14 protein-coding genes are annotated in these 18,767 nt (G+C 68.0%); 11 read left to right on the forward strand and 3 right to left on the reverse strand.

Features of this window, described 5'->3' with window-relative positions; genetic code table 11:
• Positions 1-35 precede the first annotated feature (35 nt).
• From nirD to leuA, 4 genes are all read left to right on the forward strand, one after another.
• Entirely contained in the window at positions 36-431 is a 396-nt protein-coding gene (gene nirD, locus WS70_RS16265; protein WP_059471978.1) for a nitrite reductase small subunit NirD, read from the forward strand.
• Complete coding sequence (locus tag WS70_RS16270) at positions 428-3,280, forward strand: nitrate reductase (protein ID WP_059596773.1); 2,853 nt, start codon at positions 428-430, stop codon at positions 3,278-3,280. Before nirD ends, WS70_RS16270 begins: the two co-directional genes overlap by 4 nt.
• Positions 3,277-4,257 (forward strand): DNA-binding protein YbiB, encoded by a 981-nt coding sequence (gene ybiB / locus WS70_RS16275; RefSeq protein ID WP_059471790.1) that lies wholly within the window; start codon positions 3,277-3,279, stop codon positions 4,255-4,257. The genes WS70_RS16270 and ybiB overlap by 4 nt, the downstream gene beginning before the upstream one ends.
• A gap of 668 nt (positions 4,258-4,925) precedes the next feature.
• Complete coding sequence (gene leuA / locus WS70_RS16285; protein ID WP_059471791.1) at positions 4,926-6,566, forward strand: 2-isopropylmalate synthase; 1,641 nt, start codon at positions 4,926-4,928, stop codon at positions 6,564-6,566.
• A 232-nt stretch (positions 6,567-6,798) separates the two neighbouring features.
• Here leuA and WS70_RS16290 read toward each other — a convergent pair whose 3' ends face one another.
• Both WS70_RS16290 and WS70_RS16295 read right to left on the reverse strand, forming a co-directional pair.
• Positions 6,799-7,191 carry a nuclear transport factor 2 family protein gene (locus WS70_RS16290; protein ID WP_059471979.1) on the reverse strand — a complete coding sequence of 131 codons (393 nt, stop codon included), beginning with the start codon at positions 7,189-7,191 and terminating at the stop codon, positions 6,799-6,801.
• Positions 7,192-7,232: 41 nt separating this feature from the next.
• Positions 7,233-7,802 (reverse strand): acyloxyacyl hydrolase, encoded by a 570-nt coding sequence (locus tag WS70_RS16295; RefSeq protein WP_059596774.1) that lies wholly within the window; start codon positions 7,800-7,802, stop codon positions 7,233-7,235.
• A 363-nt stretch (positions 7,803-8,165) separates the two neighbouring features.
• On the opposite strand from WS70_RS16295, the gene rpoH reads away from it, so the two are divergent.
• The 7 genes from rpoH (at position 8,166) to WS70_RS16340 (ending at position 16,232) form a co-directional block, all read left to right on the forward strand.
• Positions 8,166-9,101: an RNA polymerase sigma factor RpoH gene (gene rpoH, locus WS70_RS16310; RefSeq protein WP_059596775.1), complete on the forward strand. Its 936-nt coding sequence runs from the start codon at positions 8,166-8,168 to the stop codon at positions 9,099-9,101.
• Between the two features lie 331 nt (positions 9,102-9,432).
• Complete coding sequence (gene cydP, locus WS70_RS16315; RefSeq protein ID WP_059471795.1) at positions 9,433-9,717, forward strand: cytochrome oxidase putative small subunit CydP; 285 nt, start codon at positions 9,433-9,435, stop codon at positions 9,715-9,717.
• Positions 9,707-11,302, forward strand: coding sequence for a cytochrome ubiquinol oxidase subunit I (locus tag WS70_RS16320; protein ID WP_059596776.1), 1,596 nt, complete (start codon positions 9,707-9,709; stop codon positions 11,300-11,302). The genes cydP and WS70_RS16320 overlap by 11 nt, the downstream gene beginning before the upstream one ends.
• A 36-nt stretch (positions 11,303-11,338) precedes the next feature.
• The gene (cydB, locus tag WS70_RS16325) at positions 11,339-12,475 is read left to right on the forward strand and encodes a cytochrome d ubiquinol oxidase subunit II (RefSeq protein ID WP_059471797.1); all 1,137 of its coding nucleotides are present in this window, start codon (positions 11,339-11,341) and stop codon (positions 12,473-12,475) included.
• Positions 12,476-12,545: 70 nt separating this feature from the next.
• Positions 12,546-12,644, forward strand: a complete 99-nt coding sequence (cydX, locus tag WS70_RS16330; RefSeq protein ID WP_004550904.1) for a cytochrome bd-I oxidase subunit CydX — start codon at positions 12,546-12,548, stop codon at positions 12,642-12,644.
• Between the two features lie 624 nt (positions 12,645-13,268).
• On the forward strand, positions 13,269-13,532 hold the full coding sequence (locus WS70_RS31615; protein ID WP_159082910.1) for a hypothetical protein: 264 nt from the start codon (positions 13,269-13,271) through the stop codon (positions 13,530-13,532).
• Positions 13,533-13,739: 207 nt separating this feature from the next.
• Positions 13,740-16,232 (forward strand): family 20 glycosylhydrolase, encoded by a 2,493-nt coding sequence (locus tag WS70_RS16340; RefSeq protein WP_059596778.1) that lies wholly within the window; start codon positions 13,740-13,742, stop codon positions 16,230-16,232.
• A 752-nt stretch (positions 16,233-16,984) separates the two neighbouring features.
• Here WS70_RS16340 and nagE read toward each other — a convergent pair.
• Positions 16,985-18,766 (reverse strand): N-acetylglucosamine-specific PTS transporter subunit IIBC, encoded by a 1,782-nt coding sequence (nagE, locus tag WS70_RS16350; protein WP_059596780.1) that lies wholly within the window; start codon positions 18,764-18,766, stop codon positions 16,985-16,987.
• Between the last annotated feature and the right edge of the window lies 1 nt (position 18,767).

Below are 18,767 nucleotides of genomic sequence, written 5' to 3' on the forward strand. Positions count from 1 at the left end.
ACGCCGGCCAGGTCAATCAACCAGGAATTCGAAACATGTCCGTCACGCCATCCGAATGGATCGCCGTCTGCGATCTGGGCGACATCCCGCCGCTCGGCGCTCGCGTCGTCACGCGTCCCGCGGGCGCGCCGATCGCGCTCTTTCGCACCGCGAGCGACACCGTGTTCGCGCTGCTCGACCGCTGCCCGCACAAAGGCGGCCCGCTGTCGCAAGGCATCGTCCACGGCGAGCAGGTCGCCTGTCCGCTGCACGGTTTCAACATCGCGTTCGAGAGCGGCCGCGCGCTGCCGCCCGACGACGGCTGCGCGACGGTCTTTCGCGTGAAGCGCGAAGGCGATGCGGTGCTGCTCGATCGCGCGGAGCTCGCGACGCTCGGCGTCGACGACGCGCCGCAACCAATCGCATTCGTTGCGCCGGGCGCCGCGGCATGACGGTCGACACGTTGGCGCGGCCCGCGCAAGACGCGCCGGACGCCGTGCGCGAAACGCGTTCGACCTGCTGCTATTGCGGCGTCGGATGCGGCGTCGTCATCGAAACGCGACGCGACGCCGACGGCCGTGATCGGATCGTCGGCGTACGCGGCGATCCCGAACATCCGGCGAACTTCGGCCGCTTATGCTCGAAGGGCAGCACGCTGCATCTGACCGCGACGCCCGAGCGCTACGCGCAGACGCGCGCGGCGCATCCGGAACTGCGCCTGTCGCGCGATGCGGCGCGCACGCGCGTGTCGTGGAACGACGCGCTCGATCATGTCGCGCTGCGCTTCGCGCGAATCGTCGAGCAGCACGGCCCCGACGCGGTCGGCTTCTACATCTCCGGCCAATTGCTGACCGAGGACTATTACGTCTTCAACAAGCTTGCGAAGGGGCTCGTCGGCACCAACAACGTCGATTCGAACTCGCGGCTTTGCATGAGCTCGGCCGTCGTCGGCTACAAGAAGACGCTCGGCGCCGACGCGCCGCCGTGCAGCTACGAGGATCTCGATCACGCGGGCACCGTGCTGATCGCGGGCGCGAATCCCGCGTACGCGCATCCGATCCTGTACCGGCGGCTCGAAGCGGCGCGCGCGCGCAATCCGCAGATGAAGGTGATCGTCGCCGATCCGCGGCGCACCGATTCGGCGAGCGACGCGACGCTGCATCTCGCGCTGCAGCCCGGCACCGACACGATGCTGTTCCACGCGATGCTGCACGTGCTGATCTGGGACGGCGCGCTCGATCGCGCATTCATCGACGCGCACACGCAAGGCTTCGACGCGCTGCGCGACGCGGTACGCGACGCGACGCCCGCCGCCGCCGCGCAAATCTGCGGCCTGCGCGCCGACGACATCGTGCAGGCCGCGCGCTGGTTCGGCGTGGGGCCGTCGCTGTCGCTGTATTGCCAGGGGCTCAATCAGTCGGCGACCGGCACGACGAAGAACGTCGCGCTGATCAATCTGCATCTCGCGACCGGCCAGATCGGCAAACCGGGCGCCGGGCCGTTTTCGCTGACGGGACAGCCGAACGCGATGGGCGGCCGCGAGGTAGGCGGCATGGCGACGCTCGCGTCCGCGCACCGCGATCTCGCGAATTCCGCCGACCGCGCGGAAATCGCGCGCCTTTGGGGCGTGCCCGACTTGCCGGCGAAGCCCGGACTGACTGCGGTCGAGATGTTCGAGCAGCTCGCCGAAGGCACGCTTAAGGCGATCTGGATCGTCTGCACGAACCCCGCGCATTCGATCCCGAACCAGGCGATCGCGCGCGCGGGGCTCGAGCGCGCAGAATTCGTCGTGCTGCAGGACGCATACGCGCACACGGGAACCGCGCCGTACGCGGACGTGCTGCTGCCCGCCGCGACCTGGGGCGAGAAGGAAGGCACGGTGACGAACTCGGAGCGGCGGATCTCGCGCGTGCGCGCGGCGACGGTGCCGCACGGCGATGCGCGCGCCGACTGGCAGATCGCCGCCGACGTCGGCCGCCGGATCGAAGCGCGGCTCGCGCCGGGCCGCCCGACGCTCTTTCCGTACGCCGACGCCGAAGCCGTATGGAACGAGCACCGCGCGACGACGATCGGCCGCGATTGCGACATCGGCGGGCTGTCGTGGCCGCTCATCGCACGCGACGGTCCGCAACAGTGGCCATTCCCGGCGGGCGCCGAGCGCGGGCTCGCGCGCCTGTACGCGGACGGCCGCTTTCCGACCGCCGACGGACGCGCGCGCTTCGTGCTCACGCCTTATCAGCCGGTCGCCGAGGCGGTCGACGCGCGCTACCGCTTCGCGCTGACGACGGGCCGCCTGCGCGACCAATGGCACGGCGGCAGCCGCACGGGCACGGTCGCGAAGCTGTTCGCGCATGCGCCGCAACCGTGCGTCGACCTGAATCCCGGCGATTGCGCCCGGCTCGAGGTCGGCCCGCACGACTTCGTCCACGTGACGTCGCGCCGCGGCAGCGCGCTCGTCCCCGCGCGCGCCGACGATGCGGTCGCCCCCGGCCAGGCGTTCGCGCCGATGCACTGGGGCGACGAATACGTATCGGGCGTCGCGGGCAACCGCGCCGCGACGGGCGTCAACGCACTGACGACGCCGATGCGCGATCCGTACTCGCAGCAGCCGGAATTGAAGCATGCGGCGATCAAACTGCTGAAGGCCGACCTGCCGTGGCGCTGGCTGATCGCCGCACGCGTGCCGGCCGACCGGATGCTCGAGCGTCAGCGCGCCGCGCGTACATTCTTCGCGTGCTTTCCGTACGCGAGCTGCGTGCCGTTCGGCACCGACGAGTACACCGGGCTCGCGTGGCGCGTCGCCGCGTACGAGCCCGCGCCCGCCGAGCTCCAGCGCGAAATCGAGGCGCTCTTCGAATTGCCCGCGCACGCGGCCGACGTGATGAGCTACGGCGACGCGCGGCGCGGCGCCGGCCGGCGCGTGCGGATCGTCGACGGCGCGCTCGCCGCGTTCTCGGTCGCGGGCGCCGCGGGCGCGACCGAAGAGAGCGCGGCCGTGCTGCGCGACTATGTCGAGAGCGGCGCGAGCGTCGGCGCGCTCGGCCGCCTGCTGCTGTTCGCGGGGCGCGTGCCGCTGCAGACGGCGCCCGCGCGCGGCCGCACGATCTGCAACTGCGTCGGCGTCGGCGAGCGCGAGATCGGCGCGATGCTCGCCGCCGACGCGCCGTCCGCGACACCCGGCGAGCGGCTCGCGAACTTGCAAGAACGGCTCAAATGCGGTACTCAGTGTGGTTCCTGCATACCCGAGCTGCGCCGCCTGATCGCCGAAACGGCGACGGCCGCGGCTCCCGCTCCTCGATGACCGAATCCCAAGCCAATGCAGCCTTGCCCGATCACTTTCCGTGCGCCCGCTTCATCAAGGAGATCGGGCGCGGACCAAACGGCGCACGCCCGCTGTCGTACGACGACGCGTCGGCGCTCTATCGCGCGATGCTCGACGGACACGTATCCGACGTCGAGCTCGGCGCGATCCTGATTGCGTACCGGCTCAAGGGCGAAACGGCCGCCGAGCTCGCGGCGATGCTCGCCGCCGCGCACGCGTCGTTCGAGCCGCTGCACGTGCAGGACGCCGCGTTCCGCACGGTGTCGATCCCGAGCTACAACGGCGCGCGCAGGCAGCCCAATCTCGTGCCGCTCCTCGCGCTCCTGCTTGCGCGGGAAGGCGTGCCGGTGCTCGTGCACGGCGTGACCGAAGACCCGGGGCGCGTGACGAGCGCGGAGATCTTCGCCGAGCTGTCGATTCCGCCCGGCGCATCGCACGACGGGATCGAGGACACGCTCGCCGAGCGCCGCGTCGCGTTCGCGCCGATCGACGTGCTCGCGCCGAAGCTCGCGCGGCTAATCGCGCTGCGGCGCGTGCTCGGCGTGCGCAACTCGACGCACACGGTCGTCAAGCTGCTGCAGCCGTTCGAGCCGGCCGGGCTGCGGCTCGTCAACTACACGCATCCGCCGTACCGCGACAGCCTCGTCGAGCTGTTCCGCGAACATCCGGAAGCAGCTGCGGGCGGCGCGCTGCTCGCGCGCGGCACCGAGGGCGAGGCGGTCGCCGACACGCGCCGCCAGGTCCAGGTCGACTGGCTGCACGACGGCCTGTGCGAAACGGTCGCCGAACCGGTGCGCTCGTCGCCCGACGCGCCGCCCGTCGAGCTGCCCGCGTCGCGCGACGCCGCGACGACAGCCGCGTGGACCGACGCCGTGATGCGCGGCGAAATCCCGGTTCCGGACGCGGTCGCGACGCAAGTCGAAACGATCGTGCGGCTCTCGCGGATCGTCGAATGAGCGCCGGCGGCGCTGCCGGGGAGGCGGCGGATCGCTGCGATCGCGCGGACCGGCGGATGCGGCGCCGCGGTGGTGCAGCCTGACGCGTCGCCTCGCGCGCCGTGAGACGCCTCTCGGCGCGCCCCCGGCACGAAGCCCGACGCATCGCGCCGGAAGCCCGGCCGGCCGCCGGCACGGCGTTCCGCGCGCCGCATCATGCCGACGCTCGCACGCCGGGCCTTCGCGTCGCTCGCGCGCCCTCTGCGTCCTGCCTCCTCGTCCTGCGTCCTGCCCCTCCCACCGGCAAGCCGCACACGCCGCCCCCGCGTCACGCCCCCGCCTTCGAATACCCCGATGATTGACAGCCGCCGCCGACTTCGCATAGAGTTGCCGACATGCGTTCCTTCCCGAACCCCCTCCGAATTACCTCCGGCCGCCTAGCGCGGCCGCTATCGCTACGACTAGCGTAAAGCTGTCGTAGCGCCGCGCCGTCCCGGCGCGGTCCCTTCCCTAGCTGTTCCTCGCAGTTTTTTACAACCCGTAGTCGTCAGCTTTCGTCCGTCGATCCGTCGGGCGAATCGCGAAGATTCCCGCGTCGTCGTGCCATCGGGCATGCACGTGCGCAGGCGGCGCCCACCGGCGCGACATGCCGCCCGTCTTCGCTCGCGACTTGACCGCCCGAGGCAAAGATGAAGCGCAACCCCGCTGAGAAATACCGACCGTTCGAACCCGTTCGCATCAACGGACGCCGATGGCCGAGCCGCACGATCGAGCGCGCGCCGATCTGGATGAGCACCGATCTGCGCGACGGCAACCAGTCGTTGATCGAGCCGATGAGCATCGAGCAGAAGCTCGAGTTCTTCGAGATGCTCGTTTCGATCGGCTTCAAGGAAATCGAAGTCGGTTTTCCGTCGGCGTCGCAAACCGACTTCGATTTCGTGCGCAAGCTGATCGACGAGCAGCGCATCCCCGACGACGTGACGATCGAAGTGCTCGTGCAATCGCGCGAAGACCTGATCGCGCGCACGTTCGACGCGCTCGAAGGCGCGCCGCGCGCGATCGTGCACCTGTACAACGCGATCTGCCCGTCGTTCCGCCGGATCGTGTTCGGGCTGTCGAAGGACGAGGTGAAAGCGCTCGCCGTCGACGGCGCGCGGATCATCAAGGCGCACGCGCAGGCGCGCCCCGACACGCACTGGACGTTCCAGTACTCGCCCGAGACGTTCAGCATGACCGAGCTGTCGTTCGCGCGCGAAGTCTGCGACGCGGTCGCGCAGACGTGGCGGCCGACCCGCGATCACAAGATGATCGTGAACCTGCCCGCGACCGTCGAGGCCGCGACGCCGAACGTGTTCGCCGACCAGATCGAATGGATGGACCGCAATCTCGGCTATCGCGACAGCATCGTGCTGTCCGTGCATCCGCACAACGATCGCGGCACCGCGGTCGCGGCGGCCGAGCTCGCGCTGCTCGCGGGCGCGGATCGCATCGAAGGCTGCCTGTTCGGCAACGGCGAGCGCACGGGCAACGTCGACCTCGTCACGCTCGCGCTCAATCTCTACACGCAAGGGATCGATCCGGGCCTCGATTTCTCGGACATCGACGCGGTGCGCCGCGTCGTCGAACGCTGCAACCAGATCCCCGTGCATCCGCGCCATCCGTACGCGGGCGACCTCGTGTTCACCGCGTTCTCCGGCTCGCATCAGGACGCGATCCGCAAGGGCTTCGCGCAACAGCAGCCCGACGCGATCTGGGAAGTGCCGTATCTGCCGATCGATCCCGCCGATCTCGGCCGCGGCTACGACGCGGTGATTCGCGTGAACAGCCAGTCCGGCAAGGGCGGGGCGACGTACCTGCTCGAGCGCGGGATGGGCTTCTCGCCGCCGCGCCGCGTGCAGATCGAATTCAGCCATGCGGTGCAGGCGCTCGCCGATGCATCGGGCGAAGAAGTGACGGCCGACGCGATCTGCGCGCTGTTCGCGCGTGAATATCTGGAGACGATGGGTCCGGCCGCGCGCGCGGGCGCGTCGGCGAGCTGGCATGACCGCGAAGCCGCGCTCGCTCACGCGGACGACGCGCAAAGCGCGGCGCGGCAGGCGGCCGCCGTGTTCGCGGCGGCGGCGGGCGTCGAGATCGACGTCGCGTCGTGCGAGGTCGAGCGCACCGCGAATGGCGACACCGTCGTGTTCGTCGGCGCGAAGGTCGGCGGGGCCGCGCTGCGCCACGGCGCGGGCGTGCATCGCGATCCGGTCGCCGCCGCGACGGATGCGGTCGCAAGCGCGATCAACCGCTCCGCCTGGAGCCGCGACGAGCGGCGCGCGGCCGCCTGACGCGGCGCGAGCGACACGCGAAAGAACAGGGCGCGGCGCACGCCGCTGCGCCAAACCGGTGCGACGCGCGATCCGCGGCGCGCCGGCGCAAACCGTGCAGCTCACGAAGCCGCGCGGCGACGGAAGGCTCCGACGAGGGGCCGAAAGAAACGGCCGGGAAAGGGCCGGAAAAGAACCGAAAAAGCGGGCGGCAGCTGCGGGCGAGAATGGCGGGCGAAGGCGTGCTTCGTGCCTAGCTCTCGGTCGCGCAGCGCGTCGCCTGCCATGCGAGGAGGCGCCAGCGGCCGCTCTCCAGCGTCTGCACCGCGGTGTAGGCGACCGGAAACACGAGGCCGCCGTTGTTCGTCTCCATCTCGATCAGCGCGCGCCCCGCGACGACATACGTGGCGTCGCCGTCGCCGACGGGCAGCACCTCCTGCGACTGGATTTCGATCTGCCGATAGCGGCGGCGCCCTGCCGCGATCGCGTCGATGAACTGCTGCTTGGTCTCGCGCTTGCCATTGGTGTGCACGTAGTAGACCTTGTCGGACAACAACGCTTCGAGCGCCTCGCCGTCGCCGTCGACCATCGCACGAAACCGGTCGCGCTCGAGCGCGCGAATCGCATCGATCACCTTCGCCACCATCGCCATACTCCTCGACTGCATGCGCGCCTCCGGCGCGCCGATCAGAAGTTGTATTGCACGTAGAGCTGGCTGAAATTTATACCAGGATTCGGGTCTTTGATACCCGCGTTCGACACGTGCTGGAAGCGCAAACCCGCCTGATACTGCTGACGATCGCCGAATTGCGCGCCGACGCCGATCATGTCGGCGAACTGAAACGCGGTCGACATCGAGTAGTTCTGCGAGATCGTCGGATGCGACAGGAAACGCACGCCGACGCCCGCCTCGATGAACGGCCGCACGTAGCCGGCGCTCTTGATGAAGCGCACGATGGGCGTTGCGCCGACTTCCCAGACGCTGTCGTTGATCGCGCGATCGCCCGTGTACCGCCAATACGACAAGTGTCCTTCGGCGACGAACGCAAAGTGCCAGCCGCCGATTTCCCACCAGGCCCAGTTCGGATCCCAAGCGACAGCGATGTCGCCCTTCTTGATGTCGTGGTCGGCGACGCCGCCGCCGAGCTGCAATCCCCAACGATCCGCGAAAGCGGCGCCGGAGGCGCCGACAAGCGCCGCTGCCACTACGACCTGCGCGATGACCCGCCCCGCCCGACCACCGTTTTTATCGTTCATCTCTTACTCCAACTTCTCTGGTTGAATAGAGCCTCGCTGCAATCCGCATGCGGTGCCCGAGCGAACAGAATCTTATGGTAAAGGACTTTTCTGATCGGCATCGTCTGACGAAATGGTTTTCTGCCGAATTGACAAGAATCAGGATCCTTTACCCGAAACGCCCGTAAAACAACGACTTATGGACGACGAGCAGAAAAAGGGCTCCGGCATGGGCTATCACTTCATCAAAATCAATAGCAAAATGGGAACTCCAGCGACCCTGTTCCTTCTAAGGATTAGCACTCCGGTAGATGGAGTGCTAAGATTCATCGAGGAATCGCCCCGGCAAAGGGGCTTGTCCCTGATTCCAAAGGAGTTTTTTACGTGAGCAACGCATTGACCCTTCCGAACATTCTGCGCCCGGCGTCCGCTAAGGCCGCATCGGCAGGCTCGCTGGCGCTCGCATCCCAGTCGATGCTGCCCGGCCAGTTGGGCAACATCGACGCCTATATCCAGGCCGTCAACCGGATTCCGTTGCTGACGCCGGAAGAAGAGCGCCAATACGCGACCGAATACCGCGACAGCAACGACCTCGACGCCGCGCGCCAGCTCGTGCTGTCGCACCTGCGGCTCGTCGTGTCGATCGCGCGCAATTACCTCGGCTACGGCCTGCCGCACGGCGACCTGATCCAGGAAGGCAACATCGGCCTGATGAAGGCGGTCAAGCGTTTCGATCCCGCTCAGAACGTGCGTCTCGTGTCGTATGCGATCCACTGGATCAAGGCCGAGATTCACGAGTACATCCTGCGCAACTGGCGCATGGTCAAGGTCGCGACGACGAAGGCGCAGCGCAAGCTGTTCTTCAACCTGCGCAGCCACAAGAAGGGCACGCAGGCGTTCACGCCCGAGGAAATCGACGGCCTTGCGCAGGAGCTGAGCGTCAAGCGCGAGGAAGTGGCCGAGATGGAAACCCGCCTGTCGGGCGGCGACGTCGCGCTCGAAGGCCAGATCGACGACGGCGAGGAGTCGTACGCGCCGATCGCGTATCTCGCCGATTCGCACAACGAGCCGACCGCCGTGCTCGCCGCGCGGCAGCGCGACATGCTGCAGACGGACGGCATCGCGCAAGCGCTCGAGTCGCTCGACGCACGCAGCCGCCGGATCATCGAGGCGCGCTGGCTGCACGTCGACGACGACGGCTCGGGCGGCTCGACGCTGCACGACCTCGCGGCCGAATTCGGCGTGTCGGCGGAGCGCATCCGCCAGATCGAGGCAAGCGCGATGAAGAAGATGCGCACGGCGCTCGCCGCGTACGCGTAACGCTCGATCACCCGGCCCACCAGGCCGCGTCGAAACGGAAAAGCCCGCTGTCTTGTGACAGCGGGCTTTTTTGTGCACTGCGAAACCGCACGCGTTGCGCGTATGCTTGATCAACGTTATGAAAAATTCCCCCCGGTGCATTGCGATTTACGTAAGTCTTGAGCCAGCTCAAGTTTCCGCGATTGCTTCGCGACGGTGTGCCGCAGCGCGGCGCTAAGGGTTTTCCGGGACACCTCCTACAATTGGGAGGACCGGCCAACGGATGCTGCGCGTGCGCAAGCGCGTCACGAGACCGGCCTAGTTTTACGCCTATCGCGCTATCCCGGACATCATGGCTTTAACTCTCATCAACAAAAAGGCGTCGCCCCGCGATACGCCGCCCGCTCGTCCGGCGGGCTGGCGCGATCGGGCGGCCGCCTGGGCCCGCGGCCCGACCCTCGCGCGCGACATCTCGATCGTGCTGGTCTTCAAGCTGATCCTGCTCGTCGCGCTCAAGTACGCATTCTTCAACCATCCGCAGGCCGAGCACATGTCGTTGCCGCCTGCCGTCGTCGCCGCGCAGCTGCTGTCGACGACGCCATCCGAACCCACTCGGGGAGACCGCCATGATAAGTAGCGAAGTCGTCGATCTGTCGCGCCTGCAGTTCGGCATCACAGCGCTCTACCATTTCCTGTTCGTTCCATTGACGCTCGGCATGTCCTGGCTGCTCGTCATCATGGAAGCCGTCTACGTGATGACGGGCAAGCAGGTCTACAAGGACATGACCCAGTTCTGGGGCAAGCTCTTCGGCATCAACTTCGCGATGGGCGTGACGACGGGCATCACGCTCGAATTCCAGTTCGGCACGAACTGGTCGTACTACTCGCACTACGTCGGCGACATCTTCGGCGTGCCGCTCGCCGTCGAAGGACTGATGGCGTTCTTCCTCGAATCGACGTTCGTCGGCCTGTTCTTCTTCGGCTGGAACCGTCTGTCGAAGGTCCAGCACCTGATCGTCACGTTCCTCGTCGCGCTCGGCTCGAACCTGTCCGCGCTGTGGATCCTCGTCGCGAACGGCTGGATGAACAATCCGGTCGGCGCCGAGTTCAACTACCAGACGATGCGCATGGAGCTGTCGAACCTCTTCGACGTGATCTTCAATCCGGTCGCGCAGGTGAAGTTCGTGCATACGGTGTCGGCCGGCTACGTGACGGCCGCGATGTTCGTGCTCGGCGTGTCGGCGTGGTATCTGCTGAAGAAGCGCGACACGGACTTCGCGCTGCGCTCGTTCGCGGTCGCCGCGGGCTTCGGCCTCGCGTCGACGCTCTGCGTGATCGTGCTCGGCGACGAATCTGGCTACACGACGGGCGAAGTGCAGAAGATGAAGCTCGCCGCGATCGAATCCGAATGGGAGACGCAGCCGGCACCCGCATCGTTTACGCTGATCGGCCTGCCGAACCAGGCCGAGGAGCGCACCGACTATGCGATCAAGATCCCGTACGCGCTCGGCCTCATCGTGACGCGCTCGATCGACGAGCCGGTAATCGGCCTGCGCGAGCTCGCGAAGCGCAGCGAGGAGCACATCCAGAGCGGAATGGTCGCATACGGCGCGCTGCAGAAGCTGAAGGCGGGCGACACGAGCGCCGAGACGAAGGCGACCTTCGACCAGCACAAGCAGTATCTCGGCTACGGCCTGATGCTCAAGCAGTTCACGCAGAACGTGACCGACGCGACGCCGGATCAGATCAAGGCCGCGGCCAAGCAGACGATCCCGCCCGTCGCGCCCGTGTTCTTCTCGTTCCGGATCATGGTGTTCCTAGGCTTCCTGTTCCTCGCGACCTTCATCGCCGCGTTCTGGTTCTGCGCGCGCCGCCAACTGCTGCAGGACAACCGCCGCTGGTTCCTGCGCTACGCGGTGTGGGCGATTCCGCTGCCTTGGCTCGCCGCCGAGTTCGGCTGGATCGTCGCCGAAGTCGGCCGCCAGCCGTGGACGATCGCGGGCATCCTGCCGACGCATCTGTCCGCGTCGAGCCTCACGCCGACCGATCTGTACCTGAGTCTTGCCGGCTTCATCCTGTTCTACACGGCGCTCTTCATCATCGAGATCACGCTGATGTTCAAGTACGCGCGCCTTGGCCCGTCGTCGCTGCACACCGGCCGCTATCACCACGAACAGGGCGAGCGGCAGCTCGACAAGGCAGTCGCCGGAACGGCCGCCTGACGACCTCGCCACATCGAATTCGCACAAGGAATCGCTATGGACTACGCAACTCTCAAAGTCATCTGGTGGCTGCTCGTCGGCGTACTGCTCATCGGCTTCGCGCTGACGGACGGCTTCGACATGGGCGCGGCCGCGCTGCTGCCGTTCCTCGGCAAGACCGACGACGAGCGCCGCATCATCGTGAACACCGTCGGCGCGACCTGGGAGGGCAACCAGGTCTGGCTCATCACCGCGGGCGGCGCGATGTTCGCCGCCTGGCCGCTCGTCTACGCCGCGTCGTTCTCGGGCTTCTACTTCGCGATGCTGCTCGTGCTGTTCGCGCTGTTCTTCCGGCCCGTCGGCTTCGACTACCGCAGCAAGCGCGACGATCCGCGCTGGCGCACGAGCTGGGACTGGGCGCTCTTCGTCGGCGGCTTCGTGCCCGCGCTCGTGTTCGGCGTCGCGTTCGGCAATCTGCTGCAGGGCGTGCCGTTCGCGTTCGACAACGACTTGCGCGTCACCTATCACGGCAGCTTCTGGGCGCTCCTGAATCCGTTCGCGCTGGTCTGCGGGCTCGTGAGCCTGACGATGCTCGTCGCGCACGGCGCCGCGTTCGTCAAGATGAAGACGGACGGCGTGATCGCGAAGCGCGCGTCGATCGCGCTGCGCGTATCTTCGCTCGTCGCGGTCGCGCTGTTCGTGCTCGCGGGCGTGCTGATCGCGTCGTTCATCGGCGGCTTCCAGATCACGCAGGCGGCGCCCGTCGACACCGTCGCGAACCCGCTCCTCAAGCAGGTTTCCGCAGCCCCGGGCCTGTGGCTCGTGAACTACGGGCTGTATCCATGGACGATCGCCGCGCCGATCGTCGGCATCGCGGGCGGCGTGCTCGCGATGCTGCTCGCGGGCTCGAAGCTGGAGAAGACTGCGTTCATCTGCACGGGCCTCATGATCACCGGCGTGATCCTGACGGCGGGCTTTTCGATGTTCCCGTTCATCATGCCGTCGTCGCTCGATCCGAAGAGCAGCCTCACGGTCTGGGATTCGACGTCGAGCAAGCTGACGCTCCAGGTGATGCTCGCCGCCGTGATCGTGTTCCTGCCGGTCGTCCTGCTCTACACGGGCTGGGTGTACCGCGTGCTGCGCGGCAAGGTCACGCCGCGCGCGCTCGAGGAAAACCGGCACTCGATGTATTGACGTTCGGCCGGCCGCCGCGTGCTCGGCACGACGCGGCCGGTTCTTGGCAAGATTCGCAAGGAGTCAGATCATGTGGTACTTCAGTTGGATACTCGGCATCGGCGTCGCGCTCGCGTTCGGCATCATCAATGCGATGTGGCTCGAAGCGCGGCAAAAGCGCGATGCGTAACGGCGGCGCGCGCGTCGGGCCGGCCTAGCGCTGCGTCGGATCGGCAGCGGACGCGAGCGGTCGTCGTTGTTCGCTCGTTCGCTCGTTCGCTTGTCTGTTCCGGGCTCGAGACGCTCGATTCAATGCCGCAGGACAAAGCCCTCGCCGCGCGCGAGGGCTTTTTGTTTCGCCTTGCGCGTGAGCGGGCGCGGTTTCGCGCACAGCCATCGCGGATCAGTAGCGACGCGCCCGGGACGGCGACGCTCTCGTTTTCGTCGCACCTGCCGCCCGCGTCGATGCGATGCCGTTGATTTCGGCGAATCGCTCGCAGCCCGTTTCGCGGGAGATGAACGGCGCGGCGCGCCGCCGATGCATGTCGCTTACGTCTTTCGCTTTCGCTCCTCGCTCCCCCCGCCGGCTTCTTTCGTCGCCGCTCGCTTGCCGCGGCCGCGACTTCTCGGCGCGCGTCTTCGCCCCGCCTTCGCTGAACGCGCCGCCCACCCGCCGCATCGCTCAATCCATCCTTTTTTGCAAAATCCAATTCCAATCAGATTCCAAATTGATACCACTTGAACACCAATCGAAGGTTTCATAAGATCTTTCACACGGCCGCTCACAGGCCGCATCCACATCGGTGGAGGAGGCATGAAGGATCCCCGTTTGGCCGGCATCGTCGCTTCCAACGCATTCGACGCAACCGGCACCCACCGCTTCCGCTCGCGCCGTGCCTCGATGACTCGACCTGAACGTTCGCTGGCGGCTCATCCCGCGCCGTCGACGAATCGCGCCGCGCGGCCCGCTCGTTTCGCGCCCGATGCCTTCGGCGTCGGCTTCGGCTTCGGCTTCGGCGTCGGCGTCGGCATCACGGCAGGCTTCGCCTTCGCTCGCATGGCCGCGCGCCGCTCATGAACACACCCGCACCCGCGCGCCGCCGCCCCGACCGACACGACCGCCCCGAATCCGATCCGTGACACGCGAACGCGCGCGACCGCAGCTTCGTCCTTCCTTTCGTCCGCGCGCAGCCCCCGAGCCTTCCCCAGCAGCTTCCTTGAAAGACCCGATCGCAGCGACGTAATCCCACGGCGTCGTATCGCCGTTTTTTTCCGAGGAATCCCCATGAATCGAATCTCGCATTCCCTGTGCACCGCCTTGCTGGCCGCGGCGGCGCTAGTGCCTGCGGCATCGCGCGCGCAGTTGCCCGCGCGGGCAACTGCGGCCGCGGCGGCCGCACGGCCGTCCACCTCGCCCGCCACGCCCGCCGAGCTCGCCGCGCTGCTGTCGAACGGCCTCGCGGTGCGCGTCTCCGTCGACAACAATCATGCGGCGTCGGCAGGCGTGCCGTGCGCCGGCCTCGGCGCCGATTGGGCGAGTTGCGCGACGGGCCGCCTGATCCTGCAGAACCGCGGGCACCCGCAGATCACCGACGGCGGCTGGCGGCTGTATCTGCACAGCATTCGACGGATTCTCCGGATCGATCGCCCGGGCTTCACGCTGCGCCATCTGACGGGCGATCTGTACGAGCTGACGCCGCAGCCCGGCACGATCAAGCTTGCGCAAGGCGAGCGGATCGAGTTGCCGTTCGTCGCCGAATACTGGCTGCGCCGCTACAGCGACGTGATTCCGCGCCCGTACGTCGTCGTCGACGGTGCGCCGCCCGCGGTGCTCCGCTACGACGACACCGACGACGAGCTGCGCTACGTCGAAACGCTGCCCGCCGACGCGCAGAGCGACTCGCCCGGCAATGCGCCGCCCGTCGCCGCGCAGCCGGTCGCGAGCCGCGCGCTGCCGAGCGTGAAGCGAGAGCGCGCGCTGCCCGGCGCGCTCGATTTGCGCGGCGTCGATCTGACGCTGCCGGAGCTGTCGTCCGCGCAGGTCGCGGCGTTGCGCGATCGCGCGGGCACGCTCGGTCTCGACGGCGCGGCCGTGCCCGTCTGGGGCGTCGTCGCGCCGCGCCGGCTGCCCGCCGACATCGCGGCGCCGGGCGGCTACCGGCTCGCGATCGGGCCACGCGGCGCGTTCGTCGAAGGCTACGATCGCGCCGGTCTGTACCACGGCGTGCAGACGCTCTTCTCGCTCGCGCCGGCGGGCGGCGGAACCGTGCCGGCGATGCTCGTCGAGGACGCGCCGCGCTTCGCCCATCGCGGAATGCACGTCGATCTCGCGCGCAACTTCAAGCAACCAGCGACGCTGCGCCGCCTGATCGACCAGATGAGCGCGTACAAGCTCAACCGGCTGCATCTGCATCTGTCCGACGACGAGGGCTGGCGCATCGAGATTCCGGGCCTGCCGGAGCTGACCGACATCGGCTCGCGCCGCTGCCACGATCCGAGCGAAACGCGCTGCCTGCTGCCGCAGCTCGGCTCCGGGCCGGACAATCGCTCGGGCGGCGGCTATCTGACGCGCGACGACTACATCGCGCTGCTGCGCTACGCGGCCGATCGCTTCGTCGAAGTGATCCCCGAGATCGACATGCCCGCGCACTCGCGCGCGGCCGTCGTATCGATGGAGGCGCGCTATCGCCGCTTGCACGCGGCCGGCCGCGAGCAAGAAGCGAGCGCGTATCGTCTGCTCGATCCGCAGGACACGTCGAACCTGCTGACGGTCCAGTTCTACGACCGACGCAGCGATCTGAACCCGTGCCTGCCGGGCGCGCTCAACTTCGCGTCGAAGGTGATCCGCGAGATCGCGTCGATGCACGCGGACGCGCAAGCGCCGCTGCGCATCTGGCACTTCGGCGGCGACGAGGCCAAGAACATCCTGCTCGGCGCGGGCTTCCAGCCGCTCGACGGCGCCGATCCGGGCAAGGGCCGCGTCAATCTCGCCGCGCAGGACAAGCCGTGGGCGCGCTCGCCCGCCTGCACCGCGCTGCTGCAGCGTGGAGAAATCAAGTCGATCGACGAGCTGCCGACGCGCTTCGCGAAGCAGGTCAGCGCCGTCGTGAACGCGAACGGGATCGGCGCGATGGCCGCGTGGCAGGACGGCATCAAGCATGCGAACGGACCGCAGGACTTCAGCACGCGCAGCGTGATGGTGTCGCTGTGGGACACGATCTTCTGGGGCGCGTCCGACAGCGCGCGCGACCTGAGCGCGAAGGGCTATCGGACGGTGCTCGCGCTGCCCGACTACCTGTACTTCGACTTCCCGTACACGCGTAATCCGCGCGAGCGCGGCTACTACTGGGGATCGCAGGCGACGGACGAGTACAAGGTGTTTTCGCTCGCGCCGGAGAACCTGCCGCAGAACGCCGAGGTGTTCGGCGATCGAGACGGTAATCCGTTCGAGGTGACGAGCGCGGGTGCGACGCCGCGCATCGAGGGCATCCAGGGGCAGGCGTGGGGCGAAGTGATGCGCAACGGGCAGTTGCTCGAATACATGGTGTATCCGCGCCTCCTCGCGCTCGCCGAGCGCGCGTGGCACCGGGCCGATTGGGAGCTGCCGTATGCGGCCGGCGTGCGCTACAAGCTCGGCGACACGCATCACGTCGACACGGCGGCGCTCGAACGCGACTGGGCGGGCTTCGCGACCGTGCTCAAGCGGCGCGAATTGCCGAAGCTCGAACGCGCGGGCATCGGGTATCGCAAGCCGACGTTCACGCTGACGGGCAAGTGATCCGCGAGCCGGGCGACGCGTTGCGTGCGCGTCGCCCGGCTTGTTCAATTTCAATGCGCGGGTCGAGCGGCACTCGGTCGAGCGGCAGATGTCCGGTTCGGACGCATGCGTCGCTCGCGGCTTCGCGAGGCCCATTGCGGCGCGGCTTCATCGATGGGCCATCTGCCCGGCGCGCCGCGACGCTCGATCGGGACGCCGCCCGTGCGGCGAATCATCGGCTCGGCCAACCGTCGTCGCGCCTGATTTGCCGAAGCGCGTGCTGCGGGCCATTCATTGCATCGCCAACGCGACTGCGGAAACGATGCAGGCGTGCCCCGACGCCGATCGTCGCGGCGCCATGCCGAGTGCGATGGCCGCTCCCGATCGTCGCTTTCGTCGTGCGACAGGCGCGGCGCTCGCATCCGGAATCGGGCTTCGCTGCTTCGATCCGGCGCGCGGCCGCCTTCTCGCTTGTCCGCTCGCTCGCCGCTTCGCAAGTCGCCACGCCGAATCGCACATCGAATCGCAATGTCTCGCGCATCGTGCAAGCCGCCATCGGCACGCCGGCGATCCATGATGTCGCGCGGCCAAGACGGCAGAAAGCCGCGACGCCGCCCGCGTGCCGTTTCCTTTGCCGTTCGCCCTCCGCAACGCGAAGACCGCCCACGCCGATCGCCGAGCCAAAGAAAAACGGCTTGCGGCAATCGCAAGCCGTTTCCCGTTTGCCGATCGAAGCCGAACCCGCCGCGCGGATTCGGCCGACCCATGTCGCGTCAGGCCGGCTGAGCCGCCGCGCCGCCGTCCGTCGACAGCAGACGCGCTGCGAGTTGCTGCGCGTAGCGCGGCGCCGCCGGACCGCAGACGATGTGGAACGTGTCGCTCGACACCCACGCGACGTCAAGCGTCGCGAGGCGCTGACGATCGACCACCGACGGATCGCGCACGACGATGCGCAGCCGCGTCGCCGCAACCGCGTCGAGCGACGCGACGTTCGTCGCGCCGCCGAACACCGCGAGCCAGCGCGTCGGTTCCGGATCGAGCGGCCCGGCCTGCGAGCCCGCGGCCGATGCCGCCGCCACAGACGCGGCAGGCGCGGCCGCAGCCGCAGCGCCGGCCGGCGCGGACGCCCCCGCGCCGCTGCCGAGCGTCGCGCGAATCTCGTCGGCGATGATGTCCGCCTCCGGCCCGATGATCACCTGCACGCTGCTTCCGCCGCGCTTCAGCACGCCGCGCGCGCCGATCGTGCGCAGATCCGCTTCGGACACCTTGTTCGGGTCGACGACGGACAGACGCAGACGCGTCGTGCACGCATCGACGACCGACAGGTTCGCCGCGCCGCCGAGCGCCGCGATGTAGCGCTGCGCGCGCGGCACGGACGCGCCCGCCGCCGGCGCGACGAAGCCGCCCGACGCGAACGACTGCACTTGCGCGTCGGCGCCGGCCGGCTCGCGGCCCGGCGTCGCCATGTTGAACCTGCGGATGAAGAAGCGGAACAGGCCGTAGTACGCGACGCCGTACGCGAGGCCGAGCGGAATCGCAATCCAGCCCTTCGTCGCCAGCCCGTAGTTCAGCACGTAGTCGATCGCGCCCGCCGAGAACGTGAAGCCGAGCTTCACGCCGAGCATCTGGCAGATCGCGAGCGAAAGCCCCGTCAGCACCGCGTGAATCACGTAGAGCACCGGCGCGAGGAACATGAAGCTGAACTCGATCGGCTCGGTCACGCCCGTCAGGAACGACGTGAGCGCCATCGAGAACAGCAGGCCGCCGACGACCGCGCGGCGCTCCTTCGGCGCTTCATGAAACATCGCGAGGCACGCGGCCGGCAGGCCGAACATCATGATCGGGAAGAAGCCCGCCATGAAGCCGCCGGCGGTCGGGTCGCCCGCGAAGAAGCGGTGCAGGTCGCCCGTCACCGCCGCGCCGCCCGCCGCCGGCGTGAACGTGCCGAACACGAACCAGACGAGCGAATTGATGATGTGGTGCAGCCCCGTGACGAGCAGCAGACGATTCAGGAACCCGTAGACGAACGTGCCGATCGCTCCCGCCGTCAGCAGCCACTGGCCGATCGCGTCGATCGCGTGCTGCACGGGCTGCCACACGTAGCCGAACACGATCCCGAGCACGACGCACGCGAGCCCCGTGATGATCGGCACGAAGCGCTTGCCGCCGAAGAACGCGAGGTAGTCGGGCAGCTTGATGTCTTTGTAGCGGTTGTACAGGAGCCCCGCAACGACGCCCGCGATGATCCCCGACAGCACGCCCATGTTGAGCTTCGGATCGATGTCCTTCATGATCGCGACTTCGATCAGATAGCCGATCGCCCCCGCGAGCGCCGCAACGCCGTTGTTGTCCTTCGCGAAGCCGACTGCGACGCCGATCGCGAACAGCAGCGGCAGGTTGTCGAAGATCGCGCCGCCGGCGTCGGCGATCATCTTGATGTTGAGCACGTCCTGCTGCCCGAGGCGCAGCAGGATGCCCGCCACCGGCAGCACCGCGATCGGCAGCATCAGCGCCCGACCGAGGCTTTGTATTTTCAGAAACGGGTTCCCGTCCATT

The organism is Burkholderia mayonis (genome assembly GCF_001523745.2).
GTDB classification, from domain to species: Bacteria; Pseudomonadota; Gammaproteobacteria; order Burkholderiales; family Burkholderiaceae; genus Burkholderia; species Burkholderia mayonis.